General features: G+C 37.1%; 16 protein-coding genes. 8 read left to right on the top strand and 8 right to left on the bottom strand.

Features of this window, described 5'->3' with window-relative positions:
- Positions 1–441: 441 nt before the first annotated feature.
- The 6 genes from hisS to QZ276_RS08765 all read left to right on the top strand — a co-directional run bounded on the left by hisS (position 442) and on the right by QZ276_RS08765 (position 6,332).
- The gene (gene hisS, locus QZ276_RS08790; protein WP_292487210.1) at positions 442–1,668 is read left to right on the top strand and encodes a histidine--tRNA ligase; all 1,227 of its coding nucleotides are present in this window, start codon (positions 442–444) and stop codon (positions 1,666–1,668) included.
- Between the two features lie 197 nt (positions 1,669–1,865).
- Positions 1,866–2,324 carry a 30S ribosomal protein S15 gene (locus QZ276_RS08785; RefSeq protein ID WP_292487209.1) on the top strand — a complete coding sequence of 153 codons (459 nt, stop codon included), beginning with the start codon at positions 1,866–1,868 and terminating at the stop codon, positions 2,322–2,324.
- Between the two features lie 106 nt (positions 2,325–2,430).
- Positions 2,431–3,783 (top strand): DHH family phosphoesterase, encoded by a 1,353-nt coding sequence (locus tag QZ276_RS08780; RefSeq protein ID WP_292487206.1) that lies wholly within the window; start codon positions 2,431–2,433, stop codon positions 3,781–3,783.
- Complete coding sequence (locus tag QZ276_RS08775; protein WP_292487204.1) at positions 3,773–4,009, top strand: KEOPS complex subunit Pcc1; 237 nt, start codon at positions 3,773–3,775, stop codon at positions 4,007–4,009. Before QZ276_RS08780 ends, QZ276_RS08775 begins: the two co-directional genes overlap by 11 nt.
- Positions 4,010–4,087: 78 nt before the next feature.
- Entirely contained in the window at positions 4,088–5,599 is a 1,512-nt protein-coding gene (locus tag QZ276_RS08770; protein ID WP_292487203.1) for a serine--tRNA ligase, read from the top strand.
- A gap of 142 nt (positions 5,600–5,741) precedes the next feature.
- Positions 5,742–6,332, top strand: coding sequence for a 30S ribosomal protein S3ae (locus tag QZ276_RS08765; protein WP_292487201.1), 591 nt, complete (start codon positions 5,742–5,744; stop codon positions 6,330–6,332).
- Positions 6,333–6,337: 5 nt separating this feature from the next.
- Here the strand turns inward: QZ276_RS08765 and QZ276_RS08760 are convergent, their stop codons facing one another.
- The 5 genes from QZ276_RS08760 to QZ276_RS08740 form a co-directional block, all read right to left on the bottom strand.
- Positions 6,338–6,541, bottom strand: coding sequence for a hypothetical protein (locus QZ276_RS08760; RefSeq protein WP_292487198.1), 204 nt, complete (start codon positions 6,539–6,541; stop codon positions 6,338–6,340).
- A gap of 18 nt (positions 6,542–6,559) precedes the next feature.
- Entirely contained in the window at positions 6,560–7,507 is a 948-nt protein-coding gene (locus QZ276_RS08755) for a DUF523 and DUF1722 domain-containing protein (RefSeq protein WP_292487196.1), read from the bottom strand.
- A gap of 50 nt (positions 7,508–7,557) precedes the next feature.
- Positions 7,558–9,267: a glutamate--tRNA ligase gene (locus QZ276_RS08750; RefSeq protein WP_292487194.1), complete on the bottom strand. Its 1,710-nt coding sequence runs from the start codon at positions 9,265–9,267 to the stop codon at positions 7,558–7,560.
- Positions 9,268–9,367: 100 nt separating this feature from the next.
- Positions 9,368–9,673, bottom strand: a complete 306-nt coding sequence (locus tag QZ276_RS08745) for a hypothetical protein (RefSeq protein ID WP_292487193.1) — start codon at positions 9,671–9,673, stop codon at positions 9,368–9,370.
- Entirely contained in the window at positions 9,673–10,410 is a 738-nt protein-coding gene (locus QZ276_RS08740; protein ID WP_292487191.1) for a fumarylacetoacetate hydrolase family protein, read from the bottom strand. Before QZ276_RS08740 ends, QZ276_RS08745 begins: the two co-directional genes overlap by 1 nt.
- A gap of 122 nt (positions 10,411–10,532) precedes the next feature.
- Here QZ276_RS08740 and QZ276_RS08735 point away from each other — a divergent pair, with 122 nt between their 5' ends.
- Positions 10,533–11,174 carry an NAD(P)H-dependent oxidoreductase gene (locus QZ276_RS08735; protein WP_292487189.1) on the top strand — a complete coding sequence of 214 codons (642 nt, stop codon included), beginning with the start codon at positions 10,533–10,535 and terminating at the stop codon, positions 11,172–11,174.
- Here QZ276_RS08735 and QZ276_RS08730 read toward each other — a convergent pair.
- Positions 11,171–11,287: a C2H2-type zinc finger protein gene (locus QZ276_RS08730; RefSeq protein WP_292487187.1), complete on the bottom strand. Its 117-nt coding sequence runs from the start codon at positions 11,285–11,287 to the stop codon at positions 11,171–11,173. The two genes, QZ276_RS08735 and QZ276_RS08730, sit on opposite strands and share 4 nt — an antisense overlap.
- Positions 11,288–11,308: 21 nt before the next feature.
- Positions 11,309–13,288, bottom strand: a complete 1,980-nt coding sequence (locus QZ276_RS08725) for a glycoside hydrolase family 15 protein (RefSeq protein ID WP_292487185.1) — start codon at positions 13,286–13,288, stop codon at positions 11,309–11,311.
- Between the two features lie 108 nt (positions 13,289–13,396).
- Here QZ276_RS08725 and QZ276_RS08720 point away from each other — a divergent pair, with 108 nt between their 5' ends.
- Positions 13,397–13,834 (top strand): ester cyclase, encoded by a 438-nt coding sequence (locus QZ276_RS08720; protein WP_292487183.1) that lies wholly within the window; start codon positions 13,397–13,399, stop codon positions 13,832–13,834.
- 43 nt (positions 13,835–13,877) lie between these two features.
- Here QZ276_RS08720 and QZ276_RS08715 read toward each other — a convergent pair.
- A partial coding sequence (locus QZ276_RS08715) for a zinc ribbon domain-containing protein (protein WP_292487182.1) occupies positions 13,878–14,138 on the bottom strand: 261 nt, incomplete at its 5' end.

The following is a 14,138-nucleotide window of genomic DNA, read 5'->3' as shown; positions in this document are numbered from 1 at the left end:
GTGTACCAAGCGGATTCAGGCTTGCGCTGAAATCAAGTAAATCTGATTCATCCAGATTGTATTTCTGGGCGGTTTCGCGAACCAATCCTCCATGTACGCATGGTTGCAGTTGCAGGATTTCTGACCTTACAGGTAAACCGGCGTTTTCAGATGACAAATTAATCAAACCTTCTTAATTTGGTGCAAATATATTAATTTATTTATGGTTTGCGATAAGGTTTATTTTATTTATAATTACACCACATCCGCAACTGTCGGGTTTTGATATATTAAAATAATTAAAAACATAAAATAAAGTTTAACCTTATTATTAGTAATCTATATTTTCCGACTCAGTATAATCGAAATGACATAAGATTTATCATATTTAACTAGCATTCAACAAACCCAAATAACTTTTATCAACTACTTACAATCCAAAGTCATTAAGGTACGATCCAGATGAAGCTCAGCAAACCAAGAGGAACACGAGACTTTTTACCCGGTGAAATTGCACGCAGGAGATATGTAGAGAATACAATGCGAGATGTGGTTATAAAATGGGGATACAATGAAGTCATGACACCTACATTTGAAACACTGGAATTATTTACGTTAAAATCTGGGGATGATATAATTGGTGAGCTATATAATTTCACAGATAAAGGTGGAAGGGAAATTGCACTTCGTCCTGAACTTACAGCCCCGGTTATGAGGATGTATGTAAATAAACTCCAGTCAAAACCACACCCGTTGAAACTGTTCTATTTTGAAAATTGTTTTAGATATGAACGCCCTCAAAAAGGGAGATTTAGAGAGTTCTGGCAGTTTGGCACTGAAGTAATTGGAAGTGATAAACCTGAAGCTGATGCGGAAGTTATAGCACTTGCAGTAAATATACTTGATTCAATTGGAGTTAAAGGTGCCCTTCACGTTGGAGACCTGAGAATAATCCGCCAATTATTAAGCGGACTGGATAATGAACAGCAGACAAAAGTTATGAGATATGTGGATAAAAATGATGATACAGGTCTTGATGAGTATCTTGAAGAAATTGAGGTGCCAGCAGAAACAAGAAGAAACCTGTTTGAACTTATCTCTCTGCAGGGTAGTGATGCACTGAAGAAAGCTCGTGAAATTACAGGTAATATACCCGAACTTGATAATTTTGAAGAATTGTTAAAACTTCTGGATTTTTACGGACTTGATTATACTATAGATTTTGGTATTGCCAGAGGACTTGATTATTATACTGGTATGGTTTTTGAAATATATGCTGAAGGTCTTGGTGCACAGAATCAGGTTTGTGGAGGGGGGTCTTACCAGTTGATAAAGTTGTTTGGTGGTGGAGAAGTTCCATCCACAGGTTTTGGTATTGGTTTTGACCGTATCATGGAAGTAGCCAGTATAGAACCAGAAGAGCCCAAGAAAATGGTTGTAGTATCCACTGATTCAACCCGTTTTGAAGCCATTAATATAGCAAACCGGTTGAGGGAAGTATACACGACACATGTAGATATAATGAAACGCAATTTTAAATCTCAGTTGTCGTTTGCAAATATGGTAGAAGCGGACTATGCAGTTATAGTAGGAGAACGTGAAATTGAATCAGGAAAGTTAACTCTCAAAAACATGCACACCGGAGAACAGTGTTCAATGACAGTTGACGAGATTATAAATATGGATTAAATATTTAAGTATCTATTCTGGTAATATTCCATTCTCAATCATAAATTATATATTATAGGTCAGGGTTATTTAATCCACTTCGCAACATAAGAACTTTAACAACATCAAGTTATTTCTCCCGGTCCGTTACTGTTAACTTGATTATATGTTTACCTGTTATCATAAGCATCATTTATAATATATTCGGAGGAATTTTTATGGCAAAAATGCACACCCGCAGAAAAGGACAGTCTGGGTCTACCAGACCAATGAGAAATGAAATACCTGAATGGTCGCCACTGGACGCAAATGAGATAGAACAGAAAGTTATAGAACTCTGGAAAAATGGCTATTCTTCAAGCGAGATAGGTATGATTTTAAGAGACATCCACGGAGTTCCGGACGTAAAACTTGCCACTGGTAAAAAAATAACCAGCATACTGGTGGAAAACAACGAAGAATTCCATGTACCTGAAGACTTGTACAACCTTGTTGTAAAGGCTATTCGTATTAGAAAGCACCTTGATATCAACCCTCATGATATACACAACAAACATTCACTGCAGAACATAGAAGCCAAAATAAGGAGGCTTGCCAAATATTACCGTTCAAACAATGTATTACCATCTGACTGGAAATACAAACCAGAAACAGCAGAAATGCTGATTACCAGATAAATTCTGGTATTTTTCTTTCTGTTTTTACAATAAACAAAGTTTATCCTTAAGGGCTGGTTATAGATTAATAGGGTGGTTTAAAGATATTATATTTTGAGTGGTATAATTGATCGGGAACAGCGAATCATTGGATGAACTAATTTCCACTGCAAAGCAGGTTTCTGAAACTATCCTTAAATACAGTAATGTAAGAGTTGTGTCACATAACGATACCGATGGTATAACATCAGCTGCTATAATTTGCCATGCACTTTTAAGGCAAAATATTTGTTACCATGCTACCATTGTCAGCCGTCTGGATGAAAGTGTAATCGAAGATGTTAACAATACAATTTCTGAAGGCGACCTTGTGATTTTTTGTGATATGGGCAGTGGACAGCCCGACCTTATATCTAATGTATCTGAAGATACAGTGGTAATAGATCATCATAACCCTGAAGGTGAATCAACTGCAAAAGCTGTATTAAACCCTCATTTTTCGGAAATCAATGGCGCAACTCATTTGTCTGCATCGGGAAGTACCTATATGGTTGCAAGAGAGATGAATTCATCAAATGTTGACCTATCAGGTCTTGCAGTCACAGGTGCAATAGGTGATAAACAGGTATTTGAATCTGCAAACGAGTTTATTCTTGATGAATCAGTTAAAAACAGTGTAATATCTGTAAAAAAAGGTTTAAAAATCGGTGAGGGAGATATTGCACAATTACTGGAAAATGTTCCTGAACCTTATCTTGATATATCCGGTGACCGTGAAAAAATCGATGAGTTCCTAGGTTCTTTAAATGTTCACGGTAATATCAATGATTTGAGTTCTGACGATTTCAAAAAACTGGCGTCAGCAATCACGTTAAAGATAATAAAAAATGCCAGTACAGAGGCTGTTGAATCTGTCATCGGTGATGTATATACCCTGAACAAAGAGCCTTTTCAGGATATTTATGAATTCATCCGTATCCTTAATGCATGTGGCAAAGTAAAAAAAGGAGGGCTTGGATTAACACTGTGCCTTAGGGATACATCAGTAATTGATGAAGCGCGCGAGATATCACTGGAATATAATAGAAATATTGTATACCAGATTAAAAAAGCAGAAAGTTTGATTCAACGTGGTAGCAATATCAGGTATTTGAATGCTGAAAGTATGGATTCAATAGGTATTGTTGCAGGTGTAATAATCAGGTATATGTATCCTGATATGCCGTTTATTGCAACAAATGAAGTTGAAGACGTTGTTAAAGTATCCGCACGTGCAACCCATCATCTGGTTGAAAACGGGGTTGATCTGAACTATGCCATGCGAGAAGCAGCAAAACTTACCGGTGGTAGTGGTGGAGGGCATAATATTGCAGCAGGAGCAGCTATCGAAAAGGGACAAATTGAAAATTTTATAAATATTGTGGATGATATTATAGGAAAACAATTAAATCCAGACACGGAGTCCAGTAATGAAGGTTAACTGCAGAATCAGATTTGAAGATGATGAATCAACAGAGATTGCAAAATTTGCAGCTTATTCCTTGCGACCGGATAATCTTTCAAGTATGTGTACCGAGGTTGATGAGTATGGAGCAACTACATATTTTTATACTGAAAAGATAACGACTATTATTTCATCACTGGACGATTTTCTGATGAACACAAAAATAGCAGAAGATGTCTACACATCCCTGAAGAAAAATTAATAAAATCCATAGTGTCCTGTCTCCTTTCAGTCTAAATCCTATGTAATAACTATCAAAAACATCCAAATGAGGAATATAATGGAATTGAAATTTAATTTAAAAGGTTCATTCAAAATAAGTGATGATGCTTCACCTGCCAAAGAAGCTATTGATGAATTTATCAATGAGGCAAATGAGACTATTCTCAAAAAAGGAGCTCCTGAAGGTGAAGGTGCAAATGTAGTGGACTGGAATGTTGATGGTAGCAAAATCAACATTACCATTGAATCAGGACGGTATGTGAGGGCTCATGATGCTCTTTTACGTATGAGGAAACCACTCGCCAAAAAACTGGGTAAAGATTACCGTATCGGAATACGTGGTATTGAAATCGATTCCTTTAATATCAGTATACCTTCAGAAAATCAGGACCTTGGTGAATTGAATATTCCATATGTTACCGATATTGATTATAATGACAGTGTAATCAAACTCTCACTGGATGTAGGTGAATCTGAAATTCAAAACAGAGTTCCTGACAGGATACTTACTCTGATGGAGGATAAGATTGCAGCCTTGAGATACGGTGGCAAGGCTGAGCATTGGGAAGTTCTGTGGCAGAGTGGAGAAAAAGAACCAAAATTCTTTGATGACCCGACAAAAGAAATGATGAACAGAGGTTGGATTAAAAGAGGTGCCAGTAGGGGACAGTGGATACATGGTCCACAGCTTGCCAAATTGTTCAGGACGTTTGAAAAAATCGTTATTGAAGAAATGCTTGAACCACTTGGCTACAAAGAAATGATGTTTCCAAAACTGATACCCTGGGATGTATGGAAAAAATCAGGACATGCAAAAGGGGTATATCCTGAAATTTATTATGTCTGTCCGCCAAAATCAAGAGACCCCGAATATTGGGAGGAGGTTACAGATTATTATAATGTAACCCATGAAGTACCCACTGAAAAGATAAAAGAAAAAATCGGTGAGCCAATAGGAGGGTTATGTTATGCACAATGTCCACCTTTCTGGATATATCTACAGGGTGAAACCATACCCACAAATGAGTTCCCTCTGAAAGTATTTGACCATTCAGGCACATCTCACAGATATGAAAGTGGCGGAATACATGGAATTGAACGTGTAGATGAATTCCACAGAATAGAAATTGTCTGGCTGGGAACCCATGAACAGGTTGTTAGCGAATCGAAAGCACTTCAGGATAAATACAGACATATATTTGAGGATATACTCGATCTTGAATGGAGAAAAGCAGGAGTGACACCCTGGTTTATGGCACAGGAAGGACTTACTGGAACTTCAGAACAGACTGATGTAGGAACCATCGATTATGAAGCTCCTCTGCCTTACAGAGGAGATGATGGAGAATGGCTTGAATTCCAGAATGTAAGTATCAATGGTAATAAATACCCAAAAGGTTTTAATGTGAAAAGTCAATCAGGTGATGAACTCTGGTCTGGATGTTCGGGTGTTGGACTTGAGAGATGGGCATCAGTATTTCTTGCACAGAAAGGTCTTGATCCAGAAAACTGGCCAGATGAGTTTGTGAAAAGGTTCGGTAAATTACCCGAAGGGATACACTTCCTGTAATATTAACCTTTAAAAATTGAAAACTGACCGATTTGTTTATATATTGATATGAAAACTATGTATATCCTTATAAATAATAGAATTACTTATGATAAAGCCATATTCACATTAACAAAAATTATTAATTATTTGGAGGAATCACTTGGCAAGAAAAGTACAAAAGAAATTAGATAAATGGAAATCCAAAAACTGGTACAATATTGAACCGCCAGAATTTCTCAGTAGCAGTTATATCGGTGTAACACCAGCTGAAAACACCAAAGACTTGCTGGGACGTGTAGTTGAAACAACTGTAGGACAATTAACAAACGACATTACCAAAGAAAAGACCAAACTAAGGCTCCAGATTGATAATGTCGTTGGGGATTCTGCAAAAACAAGGTTTATAGGTCATGAAATCACTACTGATTACCTTCGTTCCATTGTAAAACGTCAAACATCACGGATAGACAACAATGTTGTTGTAACAACCAACGACGGGAATAAGGTTCGTGTAAAGCCTATATGTTTCACTGTTAAAAGAGCACATTCAAGTCAGATAAAAGCCATCAGAAAAGTAATGAGGGATGTTGTCAAAACCCGGGCTTCTGAAGTTGATTATGAACAGTTTATCGATGAAGCCATTTCAGGAAAACTTGCTGCCAATATCTACAGGAATACAAAGAAAGTCTATCCGATAAGGAGAGCAGAAATCAGGAAAACTGAAGTTCAGGCAGAACCAATAACTGCCTGAATCTCTCAACTACCTTCTTCTGATTCCTTTTTACGTTTATAATCTTGTTTTATGGCGTCAATCATTTCCTGATTCGCTTCTACAATAAGGGGTCCGATGTACCCGCAGTTTTTGCAGTGGTATAGTTTTCCAGTATATCCACCGGATTCGTAATACCAATGAGAACTGCCGCATACAGGGCATACTTCTATATACTCTTTTTCAGTCAAATGACCACTTACGTTCAATTATATTATATAATCAGTTTCCATTAATTTTCCGGAATAGGGATTGAAAAAACTCTGGTCTGCATAGGAGGTGTTTCCAGCTCTTTGTATCAATGATTTCAGGAGTTTCCTGTTAGATGACAACGTTATTTTTCCTTCTTTATATCTTTGTATATTTTCCATAAACAGCAATTTTTCTTGGTTGCTTATAAGGTTGGAAAATTGATTAAAAATCTTTATCATAAGTTCTATATTGTTATTGGGTCTGGGGGGATGAACAAACAATTTGTACAGATGATTGCGATATTCATTAACCACATTAACAGGATTATTGCTTTCAATTTTTGAGATGATATTATCCATTATCTTTTTTTCATCAGGATTATAGGCTTTAAACAGCAAGCAGTTGTTTTTATGAAAGTTTATTAGATTTTTGAAATTACATATTTTTCTAAATTTAGCCAGAGTAAATATTTTTGTTAAAAAATGTTCACGACTGTACATGTCCATCAGGCTGTTTTCATCTTCTCTGGCAAGTGATAGGTTATAATTAACCACTTCATCTCCAAAGAAACCGTTTTCAGTAGTTGTAATAAGTTTTAATTTTTTGCTGTCAGCATATGCTTTGACGTTTCCTATCCCGCAGGAGGGGGATTTGGATTTGAGAACGAAACCATCAATATTATTAACCGATTTAAAATATGAATTACTAAAACTGTGCATTTTTTCAGTAAAATCTTTGCCGGTAGAGGTCTGTATAAGTCTTTTTTTGTTGCCTTCCATTATGATATCTATGGGTTCACGCGGGACTCCCAGACCGATAGCATATTCTGGACAAACAGGAATGAAATTGATATATGGTTTGGTTTTTTCGATAAAAGGACATTTGATAATCTTTCCATTGTATCTGCAGGCTTCAAATTCAATGCATTTGCTTATAACTATATTGGGTGTTATGAATCCTTCCAATTTAACTCCTTATAAATATTAAATAGAAAAACAAAATCAAAATTTTTGTTTTACTTATGAGCAAAAAATGCGATGATGTTATCATCTGCTGAATCTATTCTGCAGAATCCAAATCTTTCAAATTGTACTACAGAATCGACTTCATCAGCAATACCATGTTCGCCGAATCCTTCATATTGACCATCTGGTGCCATCACTTTAACAGATACTTCATTTAACGGAATCCAGTGTATTATCGGCAGATTTCCTTTTTTAATCCTTTCTACCGAATCATCAAGGTATTGGGCTTGGAGTGGGTTCAATGATGTAACCTCTATATTGTATAGGTCTTTCAGACGCAATTTATCCCCTACGTTGATGTTGTCTATATCTTCCTGACATACGTACAGTTTTGAACCTGTTTCTAATTCTCTGTAACCTCTTTTTTCTTTTGGATGAAGTGAAAGTTTCACGTTACGGGGTTCAGCACCTTTAATCTCTAACTCAACAGGATCCCAAACAAAGAAATAACGGTTTGCACTTGGATCAACCAGCTTTCTGTTTTCTGCATAAAGAGACTCAAGACTTATGCTTATATCGGTTTCACCTACTCCCATATCTATCATGAATTTGCGGATGGCTTCCGGCTGGATGCCGCGTCTTCGAAGGGCTCTGATTGTGGGAAGTGCAGGGTCATCCCAGCCCAGATATTCACCGTTTTGAATGGATTTTGCAATAGAGCTGGTGCTGAATTTACCGAATTCATGAATTTTAACACGTCCCCAGTGAGTGGTTTTGGGGTATTCCCATCCGAAGTATTCATAGATATAACGCTGGCGTCTTTCACTATCTCTCAGATCTTTACCACGGATGATGTGATTTACTCCGCCCTCGTGGTCTTCAATAGCACCTTCAAAATCAAGGAGTGGCCATACAACATATTTTCCATCAACTTCAGGACGTGGGTGACTGGTTTTTATGATTCTGAAAGCTCCAAAATCTCTTAGTGCCGGGTCTTTGTGCTGGATATCTGTTTTTATACGAAGTACAGCCTCTTTTTCACCGTATTCACCGTTCAGCATATTATTCCAGTAATAGAGATTGTCTTCTGGGTTCTGGTCTCGATGAGGACAGGCTTTTTTGTTGTCTTTGTATTTTTTAAATTCGTCACCTTTACAGAAACAGACATATGCGTTGCCCATTTCAATGAGCTTTTCTGCATATTCATAATATACAGGGATTCTATTGGATGCGTAAATTACTTTGTCAGGTTCTGCACCGAGCCATTTGCAGTCCTCTATGTACCAGTCATAGGCTTCCATCATGGGACGTTTTGTTTGTGGGTCGGTATCATCAAAACGAATTATAAATGTACCATTGTATTTATTAACATATTCTGAATTTACTACGATTCCTCTTGTACTTCCCAGAGTTGGAGGACCGTTGGGATTTGGAGCAAAACGCATAACAACTTCTTCACCTTCTTCAACATCCAGAGGTTTCAATCCTTTCGTAGGCTCTTTTTTGGTATATAACTCCTCCAAAAGCTCTGGAGCTATTTTGTTAAGTTCTTCCTTCCAGACATCTGGTGTACCTTCAGATACTTCATTCAGTACTTCTTCCACCAGAGGTTTTACCTCTTTTGCCATTGGTCGAAGGTGGGGAGATTCACTCATCACTTTTCCCATGACTGCTCCTGTTTTAGGAGGTTGTGAATATTTGACAGCGTTTTGTAATGCGTATTTTCTTATTGCTAATTTATCCTCTTCACTTAATGTCATCAACAATCTCCTTGGTATGTATTATTTTATTAACACGGTATATAATAATTGTAATTTAAAAACAGTTGCTGTGAAGCAATATATAAACTTGGATTTAGATTTAATGCTCAATGGAATTTCTTATTTCTCGGATACGTGTGGTTTTCTCCTGAATACTTTTAATTTTTTGCTCAAATTCTGAAAGGAATTTCTCAACCATGTCGCCTTCAGTTGCTCCATGAATGGATGGTTTTATAAGATTTTCCTGTTCAAGTATACGAAGCGAATACCTTACCTTATGAGTTGGCATTTCAGTTTCTTCAGCCAGTCTCAATATTCCGATAGGTCCCTTTTCGATTACCTTTTTAAGAACCAAAAGATGGCGTTCGGTAAGTTCCAGTTCTTTATTTACCTGATCAAGTAACATTATTTAACAACCTCATTACTTAAAGTCCCAATCCCCTCGATTTCGATTTCTACAATATCACCACTATGTATTTTTCCAACCCCTGGTGGAGTTCCTGTGGCTATAACATCACCGGGTTGTAATGTCATAATATCGGATATGAATTCTATAAGGTGTGGAATATCAAATATTAAATTGGATGTATTTGAATTCTGACACGTTTTTCCATTCAAACGGCACTTAATATTTGCATTGTGTGGGTTGATTTCATCAGCAGTTGCTATAAAGGGACCTACAGGAGCAAATGTATCAAAACTTTTTGCGCGTGTCCATTGTCTGTCCTGTTTTTGCAGGTCTCTGGCAGTAACATCATTAAAACATGTGTAACCGGCAATTACATTATTTGCATTATCTGCTTTAATATGTTTACATTTTTTACCTATAAAAACACCCAGTTCAGCTTCGTACTCTATATGGTTGCTTGTTTTTGGATGTACGATTTTATCACAATTACCGATAATTGATGATGAAGGCTTTAAAAAAATGATTGGTTTATCAGGGATATCCAACCCTAGTTCATTTGCATGGTCCTGATAATTTAACCCTACACAGATGATTTTAGATGGATTTACAGGTGGAAGTACCTCTATATCAGATAATTTAAAAATCAAACCGTCACATTCACCTCTCCCGGTAACATACTCTTTACCAACATCACCATAGAATACCTCATTTTTGTATTTGAACCGACCAAACATGGTATACACATATTACCTAATTATTATTAAATCCTGCTGGGGAGATAATTATTAAGGTTTCAAATAACTTTTTATTATATCTGTACCATGATTTATTGTATAGTTTTTGGAGGGAGTTAACCATGAATGTTTTGTATGTATATGCACACCAAGAACCAAAATCATTTAATGGCTCAATGAAAGATACAGCATTAGAGGCTTTTGAAGAAAGAGGGGATAGTGTAAAAGTGTCAGACCTGTATGCAATGAATTTTGACCCTGTACTGGATGAAAATGATTTTAAAAACAGGAAATACACAGATGTATTCAACCCGTTTTTAGAACAACTCCATGCAAATAAAACAGATAGTTTTGCACCTGATATAAAGGCAGAAATGGACAAAATAAACTGGGCTGATATGCTAATTTTCCAATTCCCGGTTTATTTTACAGGTTTTCCTGCGATTATGAAAGGTTGGATAGATAGGGTTTTCTCACCGGGATTTGCTTTTAATCCGTTAACACAAAGCGCTTATGAAACAGGTCTTTTAAAAGGTAAAAAAGCGATGCTTGTCACAACAGCGGGTGCAGATGAGGATTGGTATTCTAAAGGAGGAATGCATGGAGATATTCATGAATTGTTTAAAAGCATAACACACTGCACACTGGAGTTTACCGGGCTGGAAGTTTTACCTACTCATGTGGTATACGGAGCAAGCAGTCTATCAGAAGATGATGCTAAAAAAGAAATTGAAAGATACAGAGAGCTTATATTATCTCTTTAACCATTTTCATGATGTTTTTTCATATGCCTTTCATAATCCTGTCTGGTAGGAAAAGTCATTTCACACACCTTGCATTCAAACTTGTTTTCTTCTTTTTCTGATTTATCACTCATTTAGTATCTCCCGATTAAAATTCATGTTTTACTTTCTAATTTTTTTGTTTTACCAATGTATTTTGTAACTGTATCAACAAATTCTGCATGACTCCATGTAAGAGGTGCAACTGATATAGATTCTCTGGTTAACGGATTAACCTGTTCGGGCATAATACCGGTTTCAAGTGAACAATCTGCAACCCAATTAATAAGGTCCAGTGCTTTATCCAGTTCAGAAATGCTTTCTGATTTTTTTATATACCACTTGGCAAGCCAGAGGGTGCATATAATCCAGGGGTTACCAATGGATTTATCCAATACTTTGTGATAGTGGTCGTTTTCATATCTGGCAACCCCTCCACTTTTGTTTATCCATAGTTTGTTCTCAATGTTTTTCATGGTGTTTGTAACTTTTTCATCATCTGCTGATAGCAGTCCAAATTCAAATATTGCATAAATACTGCTGTCAATAGTATGGTCTATCTCTTTTTGGTCTGGGTTATGTTTTTGATATTTTAAACCTCGTATAAATATCTCTTTATCCCTGTCAAACAATTCTTTTAATATAGCGTTTCTTAGGGGGAAGTATCTGCTACGACATATATTGCAGATTTCAGTATCATTAAAAAGGTCGCTTATCTTTTCAGCAGATGTCAAACCTGCGTACACTGTGGCAGAAGTAAATGTATATATGCCTCTCCTCTCCTCCCAAAGGTCATAACTTTCTCTTGGGAGTGAATTAGGATATCTGTAGTCATCCATAAAAAAAACAGCATTTTTAACCAGAGGGTCATAAAGTTCTTTTATAAAATCGAGATCACCGGTGGATTCGTAATATTTCCAGAGTGCATATATCACCAGTGCTGTTTCATCCTCCTGAATAGGTAAAGCGGGTTTACCGTCTTCTACCCAAGGATGCCAGCTGCTTCCAAGGGTTTTGTCAGGATTGTATTTATGGAGCATGCATCCTTCCCACCAGAGGACATCCCTGCAGAATCTGAAAAACGGTTTTGTAAATTCTGCAAACCCGGCGTTTATTAAAGCGATGGCAACAAGTGCTCCATCCCTTGACCACATATAACTGTAGGTGTCTCTGTTGAACTGGAGATTATCCGAATCGTTTGCTGCAATTATAGCACCGTGGATATCATATTGAGTTTTTATAATTAACAGTGACCTTTTGTAAAGAGTGGCGAGTCGAGAATCGAGATTTGAAAGGTCTGTAGAAGTATGATTGACCCATGAACGCTGACATTCCTCGGAATGGTTCAAGATAGCTTCAGCTCCAACATCCATGAGATAATCGTGCAACCGATATACATCATCAAAATTTTGCCCGACAGTCATATAGTAATAAGCGGTGTTTGATGAATTTCCGGGAACTTCAAGGGACACTCCAACTGTTGAATCTACAGAGCCTTGAGCTACAGGGTTTCTGGACAGGACTCCATCTTCTGCATCTCTAAAAGTTCCTTCAAGGTAACCGGTTTCAGATTCTCCGATGGCATAATCCTCGATATCACTGGTAAATCCGTTTTTTTCATCTGATTTGAGAGCCCCAACCAGAAAATATCTCGACCTCTTGTAATGTATTATGACATTATGGTCCATCTGATATACTGCGGTGTCCCCTATACCGGTTCCATACAGATGAAAATCCTGGTTGAAAAACAATCGAATATTTCGTTTATAACTACGTTCATTTTTGATAGTTATTTTTCGCAGGAAAATATTGTCTTCACAATAGACATTTTCCTCAAGAATCAGTTTTAATCCAAGATTTTTATTTGTTGCTTTATTTTCTGTAACAAGTGTATCGTTTTTATATGCAGGTGATTTTATCCAGTCATCTTCGTTTATCCATGAGAATATTCCATCAACAAATATCCCTATTTTGTGAGCGTGTCCAAGCACATGATTTTCCAGACCAACATAGGGATAGTAAATATCCCTTACCTGAAACCATTTATCTATGTTAACCAGCAGTAACTGGTTGCCGAGAACGATATGTCGTGTCATTATCCCCTTAGAGTCTTTTAGGCTGATTGTTATTTATATTTTGTTTTTGGATGGTGGTAGAAACAATATATATATGTGGTAAAACAAATCTGTATATAGGAAGATTATATGTCGTCAGAAGATACAGTGGACACCGGTAAACCTTCAACTGAAAACAATAAAGCATTAATCCGCCACGTAGTTGAAAAAGCTTGGAAGCCGTCAGTAATCGAGGAATTCTGTGCTTCTGATTATGTGATTCATTTTGGAAGAGAGACACTTACCCGTGATGATTTAATTGAATTTATGAGCATGTTGCATTCAGCATTAATGGACCTGCGTTTTACTGCTGATGATATTATTGCCGAGGGTGATAAAGTAGTAACACGCTGGACAGCAAGCGGAACTCATCAGGGAGTATTTCAGGGAATACAGCCGACAGGAAATCAGGTGGTTTTTACAGGTATTACTATAAGCCGGATTGAAAATGGAATTATTGTCGAAGACTGGGAGGAAGTAGACCAGTTAAATTTCACCCAGCAATTCGGTGTATTCCCTGAAGTGTGAATTACTCCACCTTTTCAGGCGGAGCTTCCTGCGACTACCCGTATCATTTCGATAATGATTGAGGAATCATCTCAATCAACAGGTCTGTCTGTCGCAGATTACCAGCGAACCGCTGATAGCCCGCCCACAGGGCATTCTGGCGTAAATACCTCTCCATTATCACTACTGCACTATTTTTGTCTCTATCGATGGATAACCCACAATAGGGACAGTTATAGGTTCTCTCGTATAACGGCATTTTTTGCCGGTAGCCACAATTACAGCAGTCCTGAGAGGTATAGGATTCATCAATTTCTATTATCCT

The organism is Methanohalobium sp. (assembly GCF_018609725.1).
Lineage (GTDB): Archaea > Halobacteriota > Methanosarcinia > Methanosarcinales > Methanosarcinaceae > Methanohalobium.
This window is presented reverse-complemented; position numbering and strand designations above follow the sequence as displayed.

Coding starts and splice junctions, on each gene's coding strand:
- hisS (WP_292487210.1), top strand. CDS start 442: ATGAAGCTCAGCAAACCAAGAGGAACACGAGACTTTTTACCCGGTGAA.
- QZ276_RS08785 (WP_292487209.1), top strand. CDS start 1,866: ATGGCAAAAATGCACACCCGCAGAAAAGGACAGTCTGGGTCTACCAGA.
- QZ276_RS08775 (WP_292487204.1), top strand. CDS start 3,773: ATGAAGGTTAACTGCAGAATCAGATTTGAAGATGATGAATCAACAGAG.
- QZ276_RS08770 (WP_292487203.1), top strand. CDS start 4,088: ATGGAATTGAAATTTAATTTAAAAGGTTCATTCAAAATAAGTGATGAT.
- QZ276_RS08750 (WP_292487194.1), bottom strand. CDS start 9,267: ATGACATTAAGTGAAGAGGATAAATTAGCAATAAGAAAATACGCATTA.
- QZ276_RS08745 (WP_292487193.1), bottom strand. CDS start 9,673: ATGTTACTTGATCAGGTAAATAAAGAACTGGAACTTACCGAACGCCAT.
- QZ276_RS08740 (WP_292487191.1), bottom strand. CDS start 10,410: ATGTTTGGTCGGTTCAAATACAAAAATGAGGTATTCTATGGTGATGTT.
- QZ276_RS08735 (WP_292487189.1), top strand. CDS start 10,533: ATGAATGTTTTGTATGTATATGCACACCAAGAACCAAAATCATTTAAT.
- QZ276_RS08730 (WP_292487187.1), bottom strand. CDS start 11,287: ATGAGTGATAAATCAGAAAAAGAAGAAAACAAGTTTGAATGCAAGGTG.
- QZ276_RS08725 (WP_292487185.1), bottom strand. CDS start 13,288: ATGACACGACATATCGTTCTCGGCAACCAGTTACTGCTGGTTAACATA.
- QZ276_RS08720 (WP_292487183.1), top strand. CDS start 13,397: ATGTCGTCAGAAGATACAGTGGACACCGGTAAACCTTCAACTGAAAAC.